General features: G+C 71.4%; 17 protein-coding genes, 1 tRNA gene and 1 riboswitch. Of the genes, 13 read left to right on the top strand and 5 right to left on the bottom strand.

Translation table 11 applies throughout. The features are described 5' to 3' along the window. Positions 1 to 78 precede the first annotated feature (78 nt). From lhgO to ACFYV1_RS33180, 3 genes are all read left to right on the top strand, one after another. On the top strand, positions 79 to 1,308 hold the full coding sequence (gene lhgO / locus ACFYV1_RS33190; protein WP_389399365.1) for an L-2-hydroxyglutarate oxidase: 1,230 nt from the start codon (positions 79 to 81) through the stop codon (positions 1,306 to 1,308). A gap of 147 nt (positions 1,309 to 1,455) precedes the next feature. After that, positions 1,456 to 2,235, top strand: coding sequence for a tRNA (guanosine(46)-N7)-methyltransferase TrmB (trmB, locus tag ACFYV1_RS33185; protein WP_389399376.1), 780 nt, complete (start codon positions 1,456 to 1,458; stop codon positions 2,233 to 2,235). A gap of 218 nt (positions 2,236 to 2,453) precedes the next feature. Next, entirely contained in the window at positions 2,454 to 3,761 is a 1,308-nt protein-coding gene (locus ACFYV1_RS33180) for a PrsW family intramembrane metalloprotease (protein ID WP_389399375.1), read from the top strand. 213 nt (positions 3,762 to 3,974) lie between these two features. Here ACFYV1_RS33180 and ACFYV1_RS33175 read toward each other — a convergent pair whose 3' ends face one another. The 3 genes from ACFYV1_RS33175 to ACFYV1_RS33165 form a co-directional block, all read right to left on the bottom strand. Further along, the gene (locus tag ACFYV1_RS33175; RefSeq protein WP_389399364.1) at positions 3,975 to 5,018 is read right to left on the bottom strand and encodes a M23 family metallopeptidase; all 1,044 of its coding nucleotides are present in this window, start codon (positions 5,016 to 5,018) and stop codon (positions 3,975 to 3,977) included. A gap of 11 nt (positions 5,019 to 5,029) precedes the next feature. Then, positions 5,030 to 5,184: riboswitch (cyclic di-AMP (ydaO/yuaA leader) on the bottom strand. A 263-nt stretch (positions 5,185 to 5,447) separates the two neighbouring features. Then, positions 5,448 to 6,608: a PP2C family protein-serine/threonine phosphatase gene (locus tag ACFYV1_RS33170; protein ID WP_389399363.1), complete on the bottom strand. Its 1,161-nt coding sequence runs from the start codon at positions 6,606 to 6,608 to the stop codon at positions 5,448 to 5,450. A 195-nt stretch (positions 6,609 to 6,803) separates the two neighbouring features. Then, positions 6,804 to 6,877 (bottom strand) — tRNA-Met (locus tag ACFYV1_RS33165). 289 nt (positions 6,878 to 7,166) lie between these two features. On the opposite strand from ACFYV1_RS33165, the gene ACFYV1_RS33160 reads away from it, so the two are divergent. Next, on the top strand, positions 7,167 to 7,808 hold the full coding sequence (locus ACFYV1_RS33160; protein WP_389399374.1) for a class I SAM-dependent DNA methyltransferase: 642 nt from the start codon (positions 7,167 to 7,169) through the stop codon (positions 7,806 to 7,808). A 27-nt stretch (positions 7,809 to 7,835) separates the two neighbouring features. Here the strand turns inward: ACFYV1_RS33160 and ACFYV1_RS33155 are convergent, their stop codons facing one another. Both ACFYV1_RS33155 and ACFYV1_RS33150 read right to left on the bottom strand, forming a co-directional pair. Then, positions 7,836 to 8,354, bottom strand: coding sequence for a PaaI family thioesterase (locus tag ACFYV1_RS33155; protein ID WP_389399362.1), 519 nt, complete (start codon positions 8,352 to 8,354; stop codon positions 7,836 to 7,838). A gap of 25 nt (positions 8,355 to 8,379) precedes the next feature. Further along, positions 8,380 to 9,567, bottom strand: a complete 1,188-nt coding sequence (locus ACFYV1_RS33150; protein WP_389399361.1) for a PLP-dependent aminotransferase family protein — start codon at positions 9,565 to 9,567, stop codon at positions 8,380 to 8,382. Positions 9,568 to 10,104: 537 nt separating this feature from the next. Here ACFYV1_RS33150 and ACFYV1_RS33145 point away from each other — a divergent pair. The 9 genes from ACFYV1_RS33145 to ACFYV1_RS33105 all read left to right on the top strand — a co-directional run bounded on the left by ACFYV1_RS33145 (position 10,105) and on the right by ACFYV1_RS33105 (position 18,452). Further along, positions 10,105 to 10,824: a Phenylacetic acid catabolic protein gene (locus ACFYV1_RS33145; protein ID WP_389399360.1), complete on the top strand. Its 720-nt coding sequence runs from the start codon at positions 10,105 to 10,107 to the stop codon at positions 10,822 to 10,824. Positions 10,825 to 10,909: 85 nt separating this feature from the next. Then, entirely contained in the window at positions 10,910 to 12,022 is a 1,113-nt protein-coding gene (locus tag ACFYV1_RS33140; RefSeq protein WP_389399359.1) for a radical SAM protein, read from the top strand. Positions 12,023 to 12,080: 58 nt separating this feature from the next. Next, positions 12,081 to 12,326, top strand: a complete 246-nt coding sequence (locus ACFYV1_RS33135; protein ID WP_389399358.1) for an acyl carrier protein — start codon at positions 12,081 to 12,083, stop codon at positions 12,324 to 12,326. Continuing rightward, positions 12,319 to 13,533 (top strand): beta-ketoacyl-[acyl-carrier-protein] synthase family protein, encoded by a 1,215-nt coding sequence (locus tag ACFYV1_RS33130; protein WP_389399357.1) that lies wholly within the window; start codon positions 12,319 to 12,321, stop codon positions 13,531 to 13,533. The genes ACFYV1_RS33135 and ACFYV1_RS33130 overlap by 8 nt, the downstream gene beginning before the upstream one ends. A 21-nt stretch (positions 13,534 to 13,554) precedes the next feature. Beyond that, positions 13,555 to 14,364: an enoyl-ACP reductase FabI gene (fabI, locus tag ACFYV1_RS33125; protein WP_389399356.1), complete on the top strand. Its 810-nt coding sequence runs from the start codon at positions 13,555 to 13,557 to the stop codon at positions 14,362 to 14,364. Continuing rightward, positions 14,361 to 15,302, top strand: a complete 942-nt coding sequence (locus tag ACFYV1_RS33120; protein ID WP_389399355.1) for a beta-ketoacyl-ACP synthase 3 — start codon at positions 14,361 to 14,363, stop codon at positions 15,300 to 15,302. Before fabI ends, ACFYV1_RS33120 begins: the two co-directional genes overlap by 4 nt. Continuing rightward, the gene (locus tag ACFYV1_RS33115) at positions 15,299 to 16,195 is read left to right on the top strand and encodes an alpha/beta fold hydrolase (protein WP_389399354.1); all 897 of its coding nucleotides are present in this window, start codon (positions 15,299 to 15,301) and stop codon (positions 16,193 to 16,195) included. The genes ACFYV1_RS33120 and ACFYV1_RS33115 overlap by 4 nt, the downstream gene beginning before the upstream one ends. Then, positions 16,195 to 16,863, top strand: a complete 669-nt coding sequence (locus ACFYV1_RS33110; RefSeq protein WP_389399353.1) for a 4'-phosphopantetheinyl transferase — start codon at positions 16,195 to 16,197, stop codon at positions 16,861 to 16,863. Before ACFYV1_RS33115 ends, ACFYV1_RS33110 begins: the two co-directional genes overlap by 1 nt. A 38-nt stretch (positions 16,864 to 16,901) precedes the next feature. Further along, positions 16,902 to 18,452: a long-chain fatty acid--CoA ligase gene (locus tag ACFYV1_RS33105; protein WP_389399352.1), complete on the top strand. Its 1,551-nt coding sequence runs from the start codon at positions 16,902 to 16,904 to the stop codon at positions 18,450 to 18,452. The last annotated feature ends 1 nt before the right edge of the window (position 18,453 follow it).

Raw genomic sequence — 18,453 nt, 5'->3', positions numbered from 1 at the left:
GGACGTGTCTCCCGCGCGTCGGCTGGTTTAAGCGCGTTGTCAGCGGGCCAGTGCACTATCGGGGTGGGAGGTGACGCGGTGAGGGCGTCCTGGCAGGACTTCGACTGTGACGTGCTGGTGGTCGGCGGCGGGATCGTCGGCCTCTCGACGGCGTACGCACTCACACGCGCGGCTCCCGGCACCCGGGTGACGGTCCTGGAGAAGGAGCAGGGCCCTGCCCGCCACCAGACGGGACGCAACAGCGGAGTGATCCACAGCGGGATCTACTACCGCCCCGGCTCCCTCAAGGCGCGGTACGCGGTGCGCGGCGCCGCCGAGATGGTCAAGTTCTGCGCCGAGTACGGCATCGATCACGAGGTCACGGGCAAGCTGATCGTCGCCACGGACCGGGACGAGCTACCGCGGCTGCACGCCCTGGTCCAGCGCGGCCGGGAGAACGGCATCCCCGTGCGGGAACTGGGCCCGGCGCAGATCACGGAGTACGAGCCGCAGGTCCGCGGGCTCGCCGCGATCCATGTGACGACAACCGGGATCTGCGACTACGCGGCTGTGGCGGCGCAGCTGGCCACCTCGTCCGGCGCGGACGTCCGGTACGGCGAGGAGGTCACCGTCGTCGACCGCCGCCCGTGGGGCGTCGCGGTGCGAACACGCTCCGGCACGGTCGTACGGGGCCGGGTGCTGGTCAACTGCGCCGGGCTGCACTGCGACCGGGTGGCACGACTGGCGGGCGACGACCCCGGCATGCGGATCGTCCCCTTCCGGGGGGAGTACTACGACCTGGCCCGGCCCGGTCTCGTACGCGGCCTTGTCTATCCGGTGCCCGACCCGGCGTTCCCCTTCCTCGGCGTCCACCTCACGCGCGGCATCGACGGAGGCGTCCACGTCGGGCCGAACGCGGTCCCGGCCCTGGCCCGCGAGGGCTACAGCTGGTCGGCCGTCAGACCATTCGAGCTCGCGGGCACCCTCGGCTGGCCCGGCTCCTGGCACATCGCCCGCCGGCACTGGCGGTACGGGGCGGGTGAGCTGCACCGCTCGGTCTCCAAGCGCGCCTTCACGGCGGCGGTGCGGCGGCTGCTGCCCGCGGTGACCGAGGACGACCTGCGCCCTGCCCCGGCGGGCGTACGGGCGCAGGCGGTGCTCAGGGACGGGACACTGGCCGACGACTTCCTGATCCGCGAGGCGCCACGGACGGTGCACGTCCTGAACGCGCCCTCCCCGGCGGCGACGGCCTCTCTCCCGATCGGCCGAGAGGTCGCCCGCCGCGCGCTCGTGTCGCTCTCCACGACCCGTCTCCGCCGCACCGGCTGACCTCGGCCCACCGTCACCACCCCGCCTCGGCCGCCCGGCCTCGCCCCCGTTGTTCAGGCCCCGGGCCGGCGCCGCGGACGGGACGGAGCAGCACCGGGTCACGAGCCGGCCCGGAACGGCACGGGTGCGGGTCCTCGTAGAATCGGCATCACTGTGTCTGAGTTCCGAAACCACCACATCATCCGCGCCAAGGGCGAGCCCCGGTTCCCCGGCGGGCCCGCCGCCGACCCCGCCGGTTCGCATCACGAGCGGCGTATCCGCAGCTTCCAGCCGCGCCGCAGCCGGGTCACCGCCGGGCAGGGCGATGCGCTGCAGCGGCTGTGGCCGGTGTGGGGCATGGACATCGACGGGCACCGGGTGCTCGACCTCGGGGAGATGTTCGGCGGGCTGCCGGTGGTCCTGGAGATCGGGTTCGGGATGGGCGAGGCCACCGCGCAGATGGCCGCGGACGACCCCGGGACGGGAATCCTCGCGGTCGACGTCCACACGCCGGGCCAGGGCAACCTCCTGGGTCTCGCGGAGCGGAACGGCCTGTCGAACATCCGGGTGGCGAACGGCGACGCGATCATCCTGCTGCGCGAGATGCTCCCGCCCGGTTCCCTCGACGGCATGCGCGTCTACTTCCCGGACCCCTGGCCGAAGAAGCGGCACCACAAGCGGCGGCTGATCCAGCCGGACTTCCTCACCCTCGCCGCCCAGCGGCTGAGGCCCGGCGCGATCCTGCACTGCGCGACCGACTGGGAGCCGTACGCCGAGCAGATGCTCGAAGTGCTCTCGGCACATCCGGACTTCGAGAACACCGTGGAGGGCGGCGGTTTCGCACCACGTCCCGCCTTCCGCCCGCTGACCCGGTTCGAGGGGCAGGGACTCGACAAGGGCCACAAGGTCCACGACCTGCTGTTCAGCCGGACCCGGCCGCAGGCGTGACGCGAGCGACCGGACGCCGTGAGCCGTCGCCCGGCGTGCCCACGGCATTTCCCGTGCCGTCGCCGGTTGTCAGTGTGCCTGGTTAGGGTCGACGGGTGTCAGACTCGTCCGCGCAGCAGCCACCGGCGCACGGCCCGCATCACCCGTCCGGCCCGCATCACCTGTCCGGCCCGGACGGCCCGGGCGGCCCGGACGGCCCCGGCGTGCCGCCGCATCCGGTGCTTCCCGCACGCGAGCAGCGGCATGTCGACGCGCTCCTCACCGAGGTGCCGGAGCCGACGCGCCGGCGCTACCGGGCCCGGGCCGTCTCGAGGCTGCGGCACAGCAGGGCGGTCCGCGCGGGTGTGGTGATCACCCTGCTCGCCCTGTGCGGCCTGGTGATCCTGGTGCTGGTGCGCGAACAGACCGGCAACCACGGGTTCCTGGTCGGCCTCGCTCTCGCCACGCTGCCGGTCCCGTTGCTCCTGGCGGCGTTCCGCTGGCTCGACCGGGTCGAGCCGGGACCCTGGCGGAACCTGCTCTTCGCCTTCGCGTGGGGTGCGTGCGCCGCGGCACTGATCGCGATCATCGCGAACACGTTCGCGACCCGCTGGATAGCCACGGCGACCGCCGACCCGGCATCCGCCGACACACTCGGGGCGACGGTCGTCGCACCGATCGTCGAGGAGAGCGCGAAGGCCGCCGCGATACTGCTCCTTTTCATGTTCCGCAGAAGAGACTTCACCGGAATCGTGGACGGCGTGGTGGTCGCCGGTTTCACCGCGACCGGCTTCGCCTTCACCGAGAACATCCTCTACCTGGGCAGCGCGTTCGACGAGGACCAGACGATCGGCACGTCGGGCTTCGCCTCCGTGACCGCCGCGACCTTCTTCGTGCGCATAGTGATGTCGCCGTTCGCCCATCCGCTCTTCACCGTGCTGACAGGCATCGGTTTCGGCTTGGCGGCGCTCGGCTCGCGCCGCCACCGGCGGCTGCGGCGTACCGGTCTGCCGCTGCTGGGCCTGGCGCTCGCGATGGGCGTGCACGCGCTGTGGAACGGCTCGGCATCGATGCTCGGCCCGTGGGGTTTCTACGCCGTGTACGGGGCGTTCATGGTCCCGGTCTTCGGCCTGCTCACCTGGCTGACGATATGGACCCGGCAGCGCGAGCTGCGCACGATATCCGACCAGTTGCCCGCGTACGCCGCGGCGGGCTGGATGTCCCCGGCGGAACCTCGTGCCCTGTCGTCGATGCGGGCCCGCACGATGGCGCGCGACTTCGCCCGTCGCACGTACGGCCCCGCCGCCGGGCACGCGGTGTCGGAGTACGAGGCGTTCGCGACCTCGCTGGCCTTCCTGCGTCACCGGGCCCGTCGCGGCGCGGCCGAGCCGGACTTCGTGGCGCGGGAGCAGGAGTTGCTGCACCATCTCTGGCAGCGCAGGGAGGTGGCGGGGCCCTCGCTGGACTACGCGGCCCGGATGACCAGCAGGATCCCCGCGCCGGCGCCGTACCGCGACTACGACGGCTGGAACCCGTACCGCCGCTGAGCGCCGCACGACCTGACCGGCCTGCCGACCGCACGACCCGACCGGCTGCCGACCGCACGACCCGACCGGACGGCCCGACCGGACGGCCTGCCGACCCGACCGGTGGCGGACAGTCCGACAGCCCCGACGCGGGGGGTGGGCGTCGTGGCTGCCGGAGACAACGGGACCGCCCGGCACGGGGAAGAGTGCTGCTTCCCCCGTACCGGGCAGGGATCAGACGGTGAGGCCCTTGCCGCGCAGCCACGCCATCGGGTCGATGCCGGATCCGCCCGGCGTGTGCACCTCGAGGTGCAGGTGCGGCCCGGTGACGTTGCCGGTGGCGCCGACGCGCCCGATCGTCTCGCCGGTGGTCACGGTCTGGCCGGCACTCGCCGTCATCGACGACAGGTGGGCGTACAGGACCTCGGTGCCGTCGTCGAGCTCGAGGACGATCCGGTAGCCGTAGGAGCCGGACCAGCCGGCCGACTTGACCGTGCCGCCGTGCACGGCCTTGACCGGGGTTCCCGTCGGCGCGGCGAAGTCCAGGCCGGTGTGCTGGCCGGAGGACCACATCGAGCCGGACTCTCCGTACGTGGAGGTGATCGTGTACGAGGAGGTGGGCAGGGCGAAGCTCTTCGCGAGCTCGGCGAGACGCTCGGCCTCCGCCTTGGCCCGCGCGGCCTCCTCCGCCTTCCGCTTCTCCTCCGCGGCCTTGGCCTCCGCCGCGCTCTGCTGCTTCTCCGCTGCGGACGCGGCCTGTTCCGCGGCGAGCTTCTCCGCGGCTGCCCTGGCCTCCGCGTCCGCCTCGGCCTGCTGCTGCTCCGCCTGCTGAAGGATGCGCGCGCGAAGCGCCTCGCCCGCGCCGACAGCCCCGGCGGATTCGTCGCCACCGTCGGCGACGGTGGTCGCGGCCGTGAGCGGCGCGGTGTTCGCGAGCTCTGCCGCGTCGGAGTCGTCCGCGAGCAGAGAGCCGACGCCGGGAAGGGACTTGGCGTCGGGAAGACTGTCCGTGATCGCGTCGGGAAGGGAGATGGAGACGGCCGGCTTGTCCTGCGCGGTGGCTATGCCGCCCGCGCCGACAGCGGCGATCACGCCGACGCCGAGCACTGTGGAGCTGCGGGCGAGTCCGCCGCGCTGCTTGATGACACGGTGCCGACCGCGCACCGGGCGGATGGATTCCTCGGTGGGATTCCATTCCTCCAGGGTCCGCTCGGGGGCGTCGGCGCCGAAGCGTTCGGACGCGAAGCGGACCTCGGGGGCAGGCATGTTGGACGCCACGAAGGCGTTCTCCTTTCCTTCCTTCTCGCCTACCGGGTTAGCTGACGGGTTCGGAGCAGGAAGGTCTCCTACGGGCGCCTCGACCGCGAACTGCGCGGCAGAGGTGACCGATTCACCCCAATTGGTGGTTCCCCGGTTCCCTTGCGGGATTCGGCGCGTGCGCGCGGCGCCGCCTCTTACGACGACTTGGACGACCGCGCTGCGTTATCGAACGTTAATAGAAGGCGGTGCCCGATTCCAAGCTCTTCCGATTGATCATTAACGATTCCGGGCGGGACTTAACCGGACAGACGCGGGCGGAACCGGGCGACTTGATCAAACGTCAGCGGGCATCGAGTTTCTGATGTTGTGTCAGTTGTTATGCGCAGGGGTGCCCTCCGACTACGGAACGTGCACACCGTCCCGCGCCACTCGAGCACTGGAACCGATTCAGCCGCCGGCCCCCGGCTCCGGAGGGACCACCGGCACCGTCGTGCGCCGTTCCGGCTGCCCCTTCGCGGGGCGGCCGACCGCCAGCAGCGCCATGTCGTCGTTCGATCCGCCGCCGGTGTACCGGCGTACGTCGTCGACCAGTGCGTCCAGCAGGTCCCCCGGCCCGGGGAAGAGACGACCGCCCAGCCGTGCGACGGGGTCGTAGAAGTCCCCGTGGTCGTCCCGCGCCTCCGTGACCCCGTCCGTGAAGAGCAGCAGCGTCGCCCCGTCGGGCAGCGGGTACTCCTGGGCGCGGTCCGGCCATCCCGCCAACTCGCCCATCCCGAGCGGCAGTGCGGCCTGGGAGGGCTCCAGCACGTCCAGGCTCCCGTCGGCGTGCAGCACCAGCGGCTCGGGGTGGCCGCGGTTCACCAGCCGCACCAGAGGAGTGCCACGGGGAATCTCACCCAGCACGGCGGTGGTGAACCCCTCGACGGCGTCGAGGCCCTCCCGCCGCGTGCCCTCCCGTCCGAGTGCGCGCTCCAGCCGCTGGGCCACGCCCTCGAGCGAACGCTCCTGCTCCGCGGCCTCACGGAACGCGCCGATCAGCACGGCGACGGTCCCCACCGCGTCCAGCCCCTTGCCCCGTACGTCGCCGACGATGAGACGCACACCGTAGGGCGTGTCCTGCACCGCGAACAGGTCTCCGCCGATGAACGCGCCCGCCTGTGCCGCCTCGTAACGGGCGGCGATGTGCAGGCCGCCGATCCGGTCGACCGGCGTGGGCAGCACGGCACGCTGGGCGGTCTCCGCGATCACCCGGGCGGAGGCGAGCCGTTCACCGCTGCGGCGTACGACGTTGTTGATGAGCAGCGCGAGGACCGCGACCGTGATCACGGTGGTCGTCTCCGTCAGAGCCGTGATCTCGGCGAAGCTCCGGTTGATGGCGTGCATACCGGTGACGGCCAGGAGAGCGGCGACACCGGTGAGCAGGGTCGCCACCCAGGAGACGATCGGTGCCGCGAGGAGCGGGGCGGCGGCGAAAAGCGGCACCGCGGTGAAGCGGGTCGGAGTCATGAGGTCGAAGACCACTCCGCCGACGATCATCGCCGGGGGCAGCGCGCACATGTACCAGGGGGCTCGACGGGAGCCGCCCTGGTCTCGCCACTCCTGTCCCAAAGGTGATCTCCTGCCGGGTCCGCTGACGGCTGCGGACAGTACCGCGCCCTCCCCAGGCTGAGCGTCGGCGCGCCGAGCAGCGACTCCCCGTCGTCCAACCGGGCGAACACCGCGAAACCCCGAGGAACCGTGCCGGGAAACGGCACCGGCCCGGTGGGCGATCATTCGGATCGCCCACCGGGCCGGTGTCATCAGTAGCGGGGACAGGATTTGAACCTGCGACCTCTGGGTTATGAGCCCAGCGAGCTACCGAGCTGCTCCACCCCGCGTCGGTGAACACAACCTTACGCCATCCGGAGCAAGATCCACTCCACATTTCCGTCCCGCCCCGCCGGCCGGTCGCATCGGCCTGGTTCCGTCCGTCGGATCCGGCGCCTCTCCCGGCAGTGCCGGGCTCGGCCTCACCGTCCTCGGCAGGTGAACGCGAACTCCCCCGACTGCTCCTGCCCCAGCGGTTCAGGAAGGGCACCGGTACGCGCAATGATGGGGGCCACTTCAGGTGAGCTACGGAAGGACACTTTCGTGATCAACGGGGCCGACGGGGCCGACTACGAGGACATGCGCCCCGATCGAAGGGAACAGGCGGAGGCGTTCGACGCCATCGGCGACCGCTACGACGAGGCCTTCCCCCACAAGGAAGGACAGGTCTTTGCCGGTGAGTGGCTGGCCGGGACGCTGCCTGCCGGATCACGGGTGCTGGACCTCGGCTGCGGAACAGGCGTTCCGACCGCGCGCCAGATGACGGATGCCGGATTCCAGGTCGTGGGCGTCGACCTGTCGGGCGGCATGGTGAAACTCGCCCGGGAGAACGTCCCCGAGGCGACCTTCCACCAGCTGGACGTCTCGGACCTCGCCCCCGGCGGCCCGGTGGACCTGGGCCGCTTCGACGCGGTCGCGGCCTTCTTCTCCCTGCTCATGCTTCCCCGCGCCGAGATCCCCCAGGCGCTGCGGACGGTCCACCATCTGCTGGAACCCGGTGGCCTGTTCATCCTCTCGATGGTCGAGGCGGACGTCGACAACCGCCCGATCCCCTTCCTCGGCAACACGATCCGGGTGTCCGGTTACCTCCGCGAGGAGCTGCGCAGGCTTGTCGCGGAGCACTTCGAGATCGTCAAGGAGTCGTCCTACATATACGCCCCGGCGATCAGCGACGTGCCGCCCGAGGAGCAGGTCTTCCTCAACTGCAGACGACGCGACTGAAAGGCGGCCGGGGGTGCGCCCAGGACATCAGGATCCGCCCCCGGCCGGAGGGTCTCCCGCCGGGCTTCCGTCCGGCATGCTCCCCCTCCGCGGGTCTGCCCTGCGCGCCACGGGGGGCACGGAGTAGGTGACCGTCGCGGTTGCGGCCAGAGTGCCGGCGCCGTCGCGGAGTTCGGTGAGTACGACACAGAGGCGGCTGCCGAACTTGGCCATCTCCGCGTGGGTGCGCAACGGGCCGGGGCGGGGGCGGCTGAGGTAGCTGATCTGGATGGAGCTGGTCAGTGCCATGAGGGTGGGGCGGCCCAGACGGGCGTTGACGAGGAGGAAGGCGGCCAGGTCCACGAGAGCGGCCTGCTCGGGGCCGGAGACACTGCCGCCGGGGCGGGTGCGCAGGCGGGCGCCGTCGGCCTCCATGGTGAGGTGCGTTCCGGTGGCCTCGGTGACGTGACAGGCGGCGTAGTCCTGGAAGTCCCGCGCGATCATCTCGTTGAGCGCGGCGGGGGTCATCGGGGCGTCGTCGACGAGGACGGCCGACTCGGTGGGCATGGAAATCCCTTCTGGGACGCGTGGCTTACGCGAACGCCTTGGCCAGACGGCGCAGGCCCTCGGTGATCTCCTCCGGGGAGTGCGTGGTGAAGGAGAGACGCAGGGCGGCCGGGTCGGGGGTGCCGGCGAAGAAGGGGGCACCGGGGACGTACGCGACCTCGTGGCCGATGGCGACATGGAGGAGCTCGGTGGCGTCGTGGCCCTCGGGCAGACCGGCCCAGACGAACATGCCTCCGCCGGGACGGTTCCAGCGGCTGCCGGAGGGCAGGGCGGCGGGCAGGCCGTCGAGGAGCGCGTCGCGGCGTTCCCGGTAGGCGTCGCGGATGGTCCGGACGTGCGCGTCCAGGTCGCTGTCGCGCAGGTACCGGGCGGCCACGGCCTGGTCGACGGTGGAGGTGTGGAGGTCGGCGGCCTGCTTGGCGATGACGCAGGACCGGCGGATGGCCGCGGGGGCTCGGAGGAAGCCGAGGCGCAGGCCCGGAGCCATGATCTTGGAGAAGGAGCCGAGCAGGACGGTGCGGTCGGACGCGGCCGGGAACGTGGCGATCCAGGGGACCTGCTCACCGTCGTAGCGCAGTTCGCCGTAGGGATCGTCCTCGACGATCCAGAAGCCGTGCCGGGCGGCTGCCTCGGCGACGGCGGTGCGCCGCGCGGCCGGAAGTGTCCGGCCGGTGGGGTTCTGGAAGGTGGGGACGAGGTAGAGCAGCTTGGCGGGTTCGCGGGCGGCGATCTCGTCCAGGGCCTCGGGGATGATGCCGTCGTCGTCGGTGGGGACGGGGACGACGCGGGCGCCGGCGAAGCCGAAGGTCTGGAGGGCGGCCAGGTAGCAGGGGTCCTCGACGAGGACGACGTCGCCGGGTTCCAGGGTGGCCGTGGTGATGAGGGTGAGGGCCTGCTGCGAGCCCGTCGTGATCATCAGGTCGTCGGCGCCGGTCGGCAGCGCGCGTGCCGTGAGGCGCTGCGCGATGGCCTCGCGCAGGTCGGCGTCGCCCTCGGTGGTGGAGTACTGGAGGGCTCGGCTGGGCCCGTCGGTCATTACACGGTCGAAGGCCGACTTGAGGCCATCGATGTCGAACAGCTCCGGAGCCGGAAGTCCCCCCGCGAAGGAGATCACTTCGGGGCGTGCAGTGAGCATCAAGATGTCCCGGACCGGCGAGGAAGCGACGTTGGCCAGGCGGGAGGCGATTGCAGGAGGCGGGACAGGAGGCTGCATGCGGCAAGCATATAGAGATCCGAGTGACTGTCCAGGCTGCGGATTGGCCAGGAAGCCCTGCCGCGGCCGCAGTTGGGCCTGTCCGATCGGCCTTCTCCGGCTCGGCGCATGCGCCGCCGATACCGCGTAGAGGCTTTGTTCGCGAGAGCCCGGGGCCTGTTTCGGCTATGCGGTTCTAGCGCGCTCCACCGACTGGGCGCATCGGGGAGTTTATGCAGGTGGGAGCCGACGGACGGATCGCTTTCGGGGTGGCGGAGGCCGGCGCTCCCCCCGCCGAGGCGGTGGGAAGGGCATGTGATCTCGACACTTTTCAATGGCGTTTCGGCCGCCGCGGCCAAAAGATTTCCATTGATCGGCCGCCTCGGCTGTGGTTATCGTCGGCCCGCTCTGTCGAAGAAACGATTCTGATCAGCGGCGCCGACAAGTGAAAGCGGAACCGGAGTTCCGTTCGCACGTGTGCACAATCCAATGATCGAACGAGTTCCGGCGAACCGGTACGCCCGGACTCGGTGAGGCGAGCGAGGTGGAGAAACGCACATGTCATTCACCATTCCGAGCGATGAGGTCGTCGTAGTCCGCACTCCTGAAGAATTTCTCGCGATGCCCGAGGACTACCGGGAGATCGCGATCCGGGGAATGGTCGTCAACACCGAAGGCGAACTCTCGGGCGGAGACGACTACATACAGGTCTTCCTGCCGCTGGCACCCGACGCCGAGGAGCGGCAGGTCTGCGCGGAACGCGCGGTCGAGGAGTACGACCACTACAAGATCGGCAAGCGTGTCCTCGCCGACATCGGCATCGACACGGCCTATATGGAGAAGCAGACGCTCGCCGAGCGGAAGCTCTTCGCCGGCCATGAGTTCCACGAGTGCACCACCTGGGCCGAGCGCGGCGTCTTCTCCTACATCGGTGAGGAGACGGCGATGGTGATGATCTCCGAGTTCGCGCAGAGCAGTTACAAGCCGTGGGCCGAAGCCGTCCGCACCATCATTCTCGACGAAAAGGTCCACATCGCGCACGGGGCGCGGGTCTGCCGCAATCTCGCGGGGACGGACGAGGGGCGCGAGGAGCTGCAGCAGGCACTGGACCGACTGTGGCCCGGCTTCGAGCGGATCTTCGGCAGCGCACGGTCCGAGCGCTCCCGCACCGCCGTCCGCTACGGGCTGCGGCAGACGACCAACGGGCAGGCGCGGGACATCTGGCGGGAGAAGGTGACGCCCCGCATCAAGAGCCTGGGGCTGAAGGTTCCGGAGTAGGACGGGGCGCGCCCCGAGCGCCATGTGCCGGGAGTGACGACGACAGCACGTTCCCGAGAATCCCGAGAACGAGGAGCACATCCCCATGGCAACACCGCTCACCATCGGCCCACGCCCCCTCACCCGCAGGGAGGCCAAGGAGCGCACTGCCGCTCTGCTGGCGGAGCGGCCCGACCTGGCCGACCGGCTGCACCGTCTTCGCCGACTCGGACGTACCGTCCGCTCGTGCGAGGTGCACCTGACCAACACGTGCAACATCCGCTGCAAGGGCTGCTGGTACTTCGAGGGCGGCTTCGACACGGCGGTCAGGGAACTGTCCGACGTCGACAGGATCAGGGCGTTCGCGAGGAAGCTGAGCGACGACGGCGTCAACCAGGCGACCCTGATCGGCGGTGAACCCACGCTGGTCCTGCGCCGGGTGGAGGCGTTCGTCGAGGAGCTTCCCTACATCACCATCTCCACCAACGGGCTGCGGCCGATGCCCATGCAGGGCTTCGAGCACATCGCCGTCGCCGTCAGCATCTTCGGCGGCGGGCCGCTGGACGACGACCTCCGTGCCATCCGCGTCAACGGGTCCAAGTTCACCGGGCTGTTCGACACGGCGCTCTCCCACTACCGGAACGACCCCCGGGTGCTGTTCATCTTCGCGCTCTCCGAGGCCGGCCTGAGCCACCTGGAGCCGACGGTCCAGAAGATCGCGGACAACGGCAACATCGTCACGTTCAACTTCTACAGCGAGCACGGCTCCGACAACCCGATCCAGATCGAGAACGAGCGCCGGGTGCTGGAGGAGGCGCTGCGGGTCAGGGAGCGGTACCCGAAGACGGTGGTGAGCCACCCGTACTTCATCCGCTCCCTCATCACCGGCACCTCCCACTGGGGTGCCCGTTTCGGCTACGACGTCTGCCCGAGTCTGAGCGTGGACCACCCGGACCACGAGGAGCGCGTCGCCAACGGCAACCCGGTGATCCCCGGCTTCGCGGCCTGGGGAGCCGACTACGAGACATTGCAGTTCTGCTGCACCTCCGGCGATTGCGGCGGATGCCGGGACAGCCAGGCCGTCTACAGCTGGCTGATGGTCAGCGGCAACCGGTTCCTGGACAGCGCGCAGCGGCTGGAGGAGTGGCTGGACATCGCGGAGAGCTACTGGCGCCAGTGGCACTGGTCGCCCCTCCACGCCACCAAGGTCGCGGCGTAGTCCGCCGCGACCGGACCGCCCACCCCACGACGTCCCGCACGAGAAGGGCACATCGCTCATGCTTGATCACGCCGCGATCGAGAAGTTCATCAACGAGGCGCTGGTGGAACTCGGCGTCGACGAGTCGGACATCCTCCCCGACGCCAGGCTCGACGACCTGGAGATCGACTCGCTCGACATGGTCGAGCTGGCACAGGCCATCAAGAAGGATCTGGAAGTCCCGGTGAAGCCCAAGGACTTCGACGGGCTGGACACCGTCGGCCAGATACTCGAGCTCTGCTGCACGAAGGCCGGACTTGAGTGACGCCGTGACGGGGGCGGTGGTGACCGGCTTCGGCGCGGTCACCCCGCTCGGTGTCGGCGCCGACGTGCTGCACGAGCGGGCCGTCGCCGGGGCGAGCGGGCTGCACGACGGGCTCGGTTCCTGTGACGGCTTCCGCGCCGCCGACCACCTCTCCCGTCACCTCGCGCGCCGCACCGACCGGTTCACCCAGCTCGCGCTGGTGGCGGCGGAGGAGGCGCTGGCACGGGCCGGCTGGAAAGCCGGTGAGCCGCCGTACGCCGCTGAGCGCGTCGCCTGCGTCATCGGTTGCGGGCTCGGCGGCACGGCCAGCTTCGAGGCGCAGGGTCCGGTCCTCGCGGAGCAGGGCGCCGAGTACGTGTCGGCGCTGATGGTGCCGCAGATGATGGCGAACGCCGCCGCCTCGCACCTGTCGATGCGGTACGGCTTCAAGGGCGAGTCACTGTGTGTGGCCTCTGCGTGCAGCAGCGGCGCCCAGGCCATCGGTGCGGGGCTGCGCCTGCTGGCAGCCGGCGCGGCTGACGCCGTCGTGGTGGGCGGTGCGGAGGCGTCGACGTCGGCACTCGTCGGCGCGTCCTTCCGTAACGCCGGGGCGCTCTCGCCCACCGGCCGCTGTCTGCCGTTCGACGCGGAGCGGGACGGCTTCGTCATCGGGGAGGGCGCCGGCGTCCTCGTCCTGGAAACGGCCGACGGGGCCACCCGGCGCGGAGCCGCGGCCCTCGGTACCGTGCGGGGCTACGGCGCCACCTCCGACGCCCACCACCTCACCGCCCCCGACCCCGGCTGCGGCCCTGCCGCCGAGGCTGTCACCCAGGCCCTGCGCGATGCCGGGACGGCCCCCGACGAGCTGGACTACCTCAACGCCCACGGCACCGGCACCCTGCTCAACGACCGGCTGGAATGCGACGCCCTGCGCCTCGCCCTCGGCGGCGGCACCCTGGCAGGCACCCCGATGTCGTCCAGCAAAGGCGGCCTCGGGCATCTCTTCGGCGCCGCCGGAGCGGTGGAGGCCATCGTCACGTTGCAGGCGCTGCGCCACGGCGTCGCACCCCCGACCGCCGGCCTCCGGCAGCCGGACGAGCGGCTCGGCAGGCTCGACCTCATCCGGACGGCACGCGAACTGCCCGGCGGCGACCGGCCGCGGGTGGGCCTGTCGACATCGTTCGGCTTCGGCGGCCACAACGCGGCGCTCGTGCTCTCCACTCCCTGACCGAAGAAAGGCCACAGCGCAATGCTCGGTTTCGCAGGACGCCGCTATCTCGTGACCGGGGTCCTCAACGACGACTCCATCGCCTGGCACACCGCCAAGGCCCTCCAGGAGGCGGGCGCGGAGGTGCTGCTGACCGGGTTCGGCCGGACGCGGCGGATCACCGAGGCCGCGGCGGCCGGGCTGCCGCGCCCCACCGACGTCCTGGAGCTGGACGTCACCCGGCCGGACGACGTCACCCGGCTGACCAAGGAACTGGAGAACCGCTGGGGCGCGGTCGACGGCGTCCTCCACGCGATCGCCGCCGCCCCGCAGTCCGCACTGAGCGGCAACTTCCTCACCACCCCCGTGGAGGGCGCCACGCACGCCCTGCACACGGCCGCCCTTTCCCTCCACGGGCTCACCACCGCACTCGCCCCGCTGCTGGCCGAGAAGCGAGGCAGCGTCGTCGGGCTGGACTTCGACTCCTCCGGCGCCTGGCCCGGCTACGACTGGATGGGCGTCAGCAAGGCCACGCTGGGCGCCGTCTGCCGCTATCTCGCCCTCTACCTCGGTGACAGCGGCATCCGCGTCAACCTCGTCGCCGCAGGGCCCGTGGAGACGGTGGCGGGCCTCGCCATCAGCACCTTCGACACCATCGCCGACCGCTGGGAGCAGGAGGCGCCGCTCGGCTGGGACCGCGCGGACGTCCAGCGCCTCACCGGGCCGGTCCTCTTCCTGCTCTCCGATCTCGCCGCTTCCGTCACCGGTGAGATCGTGCATGCCGACGGCGGTATGCACGCCGTACGGATGGGCGTCGGCGGCCAGACCTTCGGGAAGGAGGCCGCACGATGACTGCGGCGATCACCGGCATCGGGGCCGCACTGCCCGAACGGACCGTGCCCAACAGCCACTTCGAGGCGATCGGTTCGTCCGACGAGTGGATCGTCAAGCGGACGGGGATCAGAGAACGTCGATTCCTGCCCGCCGACGGCCGGCTGGCCGACCTCGCCGTCGACGCCGCCCGGACGGCGCTGCGGCAGGCCGGACAAAAGCCCACCGGCCTGAGCCACGTCGTCGTCGCGACGACCACCCCCGACCGGACGACGCCCGGACTGGCGGTGGAGGTCGCCGCACGGCTCGGCACGCCGCAGGCCGCCGCCTTCGACCTGCACGCCGCCTGCGCCGGATTCGTCTACGCGCTGGACCACGGGACGGCGCTCATCGAGTCCGGGCGGGCGGAAGCCGTCCTCGTCTGCGGGGCGGAGGCACTGACGCGCATCACCGATGCCGAGGACCGGTCGACGGCCGTCCTGCTCGGTGACGGTGCCGGCGCCGTGGTCCTCACCGACCTCCCGGACGCCCCCGTCGCACCCGCCTTCCACCTCGCCTCCGACGGCGAGCACATCCCGCTGCTCTTCGCCGACCGCCACGACCGCAAGCTCCGCATGGACGGCCCGGAGATCTTCGTCCACGCCGTGGAGAAGATGAGCGACGCGGCCCGACGAGTGCTGGACCGGCGCGGCCTGACCTGCGACGACGTCGACCTCTTCGTCGCCCACCAGGCCAACGCCCGCATCGTGAAGGCCGTCGGCAAGGAGATCGGGGTGCCCCCCGAGAGGCTGTTCCTGAATGTCAACCGGGTGGCCAACACCTCGTCGGCCTCCATTCCCGTCGCCCTCGCCCACGCCCAGGAGGAAGGCCGGCTCGGGCCGTCCGGGGTGCTGGGCGTGGCGGCCTTCGGCGCGGGGATCACCTGGGGCGCCGGGGTGCTCGGCTGGCGGCTGGGGTGAGCGCCAAACAGCCCCGCCTGCAGCTGCTGGGCGAGATCACCGCCCCCGACGGCGCACGGCTCACCGTGCGCGTGCGGGCGCGGGACGACGACGCGGGTGCGCCCGTCGTCGTCCTGTTGCCCGCCATGGGGACACCCGCGCGGAACTACCTCCCCCTCGTGAGGGCGCTGCACCGGCAGGGCATGACGGTGGTGACGACGGACCTGCGCGGACAGGGCGAGAGCGTGCCCGTGCCCGCCCGTGGCGTCCGCTTCGGTTACCGCGAGATCGTCGAACACGACATCGGGGCCGTGCTCGGCGTCGTCGACGCCGCGTATCCCGCGGCACCGCGGCTGCTGCTCGGGCACAGCCTGGGCGGGCAGTTGGGTCTGGTGCACTGCGGGCTGTTCCGGCCCGCGCGCCTCGACGGCGTGGTGCTCGTCGCCAGCGGCTCCGCCTGGTACCGGACACTCGGACACAACCGGGCGAAATGGCTGGTGCGCAGTCAGCTCAGCGTCCTCGGAGCCGGGATGCTCGGGTACTGGCCCGGGGAGCGCTTCGGGTTCGGCGGGCGGGAGACGGCGAGGCTCATGCGGGACTGGGCACGCCAGATGCGCACCGGCCGCTACACCGTGCCCGGAGCGCCGGTGGACTACGAGCGGGCACTGCGGGCGGTGACGCTGCCCGTCCTCGCCGTGGACGTCGAGAACGACACCATGGCGCCGCCGGCGGCCGTGGACCACCTGTGCGCCAAGATGCCCTCCGCCCGCGTCGAACGCCTCCACTACGCGTGCGCCGACGCGGGCGGCCGTCCACTGGACCACTTCCGCTGGATACGGCACCACGGTGGCCTCGTCGAACACATCGGGGCCTGGGCGGCACGGATCGGCCTCGCCTCCGGTCGGACGGCCTGATGCTGGACGGGCTGCTGCCGCCCTGGGTGCGGTGCGCCGAGACGACGGTGGACACGGAGCCCGTAGTCCTCTACCCGGAAGAGGAAGCGCTGATGGCGCGGGCAACCCCGGGCCGCCGCCGCGAGTTCGGTACCGCACGGTGGTGCGCCCGCCGCGCCATGACGGCCCTCGGCCTCCCCGAGGCCCCGCTGCCCCGGGGCCGGCGCGGCATGCCCGACTGGCCGCCCGGCATCGTCGGCAGCATCACCCACTGCGACCGTTACCGGGCGGCCGCCCTCGCCCTTGCCGACGACGCCGTGGCCCTCGGTATCGACGCCGAGCCCGCGGGCCCGCTGTCCGCACGCGCTCTGGAGGCCGTCGCCCTCGCGGCGGAGCGGGACCGGCTGGCCGACCTCGGGGTGCGGCGCCCCGGCGTGGCCTGGGACCGGCTGCTGTTCAGCGCCAAGGAAGCCGTCTACAAGCTGTGGAGCTCCGCCGGCGGCGGGTGGCTCGGCTTCGAGCAGGCCGATGTGCGGGCAGGGCTCCCGGACGCCGACGGCGTCGGCGACTTCGAGGTCCGACTGCTCGGGGCGCCACCGAGCATTCCGACGTCCCTGCCGCGTGTGCTGCACGGCCGCTGGTCGGCCCGCGAGGGCCTGGTGGTGACCGCGATCGCAGTCCGCCGCTGATGTCCGTTCCCGTCCGTCCACCGCTGGAGGATGACCCGATGCAGCCCGAGCCCGAGCCCGAGCCCGCGCCCGCGCACGACCCCGGCACCGTCCCCTCTCTGCTGGCCCGCAGCACCGCCGCGTACCCCGACCGTCCGGCCCTGCGGCTGGACGGCGACGAGCTGACGTTCGCCGATCTGGACGATCTCAGCTCCCGTGCCGCCGCACAGCTTCGCGCCCTGGGCACGGCACCGGGCGACCGCGTGGCCGTCCTGCTTCCCAACACCCCCGTGTTCGCGGTGCTGTACTACGGCATCCTGCGCGCCGGGGCGATCGTCGTACCGCTCAACCCGATGCTGAAGGCGGGGGAGATCGAGCACTGCCTGGACGACGCCGGCGCGGCCCTCCTCTTCGCCTGGCACCAGGGCGCGGCGGAGGCGGTGGAAGGCGCCCGCCGGGCCGGTACCCGCCACGTCGTCGTCGAGCCGGAGGCTTTCCTCGCCACGTTGCGCACCCAGCTCCCGTCGGCCCGGGACGAGCCGCGCACGCCCGCGGACACCGCCGTCGTCCTCTACACCTCCGGAACCACCGGCAGACCCAAGGGCGCCGAACTCACCCACCACAACCTGCGCCGCAACATCGACGAGGGCGCGCGGGTGATGGGCCTGGGCCCCGGCGACGTCATCTTCGGCGGGCTGCCGCTCTTCCACTCCTTCGGACAGGTCATGGGGCTGAACTGCGCGGTGTCGGTGGGCGCCTGCCTCACCCTGCTGACCCGCTTCACGCCCGCCGACGCCTTCGCCCTGATCGAACGGGACCGGGTGACCGTCTTCCTGGGCGTCCCGACGATGTACACGCTGATGCTGAGGCTCGCGCAGAGCCCCGATTCGGATCCGTACGACCTCTCCACCCTGCGCGTCGGCCTGTGCGGAGGCTCCCCGCTGCCCGTGGAGGTGCTGTACGCGTTCGAGAAGACTTTCGGCTGCGCGGTGCTGGAGGGGTACGGGCTCTCGGAGTCGTCACCGCTCGCCTGTGTGAACCGCGTCGACCGCGAACGCGTCGCCGGCACTGTCGGCATCCCCGTCGACGGCGTCGAGATGCGCGTCGTCGACCGCGAGGGCAGAGCACTGCCGGACGGCGAAGTGGGCGAGATCGTCATCCGCGGTCACAACGTCATGCGCGGCTACTGGCGCCGTCCGCAGGAGACCGCGGAGACGGTACGGGACGGCTGGCTGCACACCGGTGACCTCGGCACCCGGGACGCCCGGGGGGACTTCCGGATCGTGGACCGCATCAAGGACCTCGTCATCCGCGGCGGGTACAACGTCTATCCGCGCGAGGTGGAAGAAGTTCTCTACGCCCATCCGGCGGTCGCGGAGGCGGCTGTCTTCGGTGTCGCGCATGTCGTCCACGGCCAGGAGATCGCCGCCGCCGTCGTACTGCGCGACGGGGCGTCCGCCACGCCCGACGAGCTGCTCGGCTTCGTCCGCGAGCGGGTCGCACCGTTCAAGTACCCGCGCATCGTGTGGATCACCGGCTCCCTGCCCAAGGGCCCCACCGGCAAGATCCTCAAACGCGAGATCGTCCCGCCCGGCCCGGCCGCCGGCTGAG

The organism is Streptomyces sp. NPDC003023, assembly GCF_042888225.1.
Classification (GTDB): Bacteria; Actinomycetota; Actinomycetes; order Streptomycetales; family Streptomycetaceae; genus Streptomyces.
Note: the sequence above shows the minus strand (reverse complement) of the source record. Positions and strands in the feature narration are given on the sequence as shown.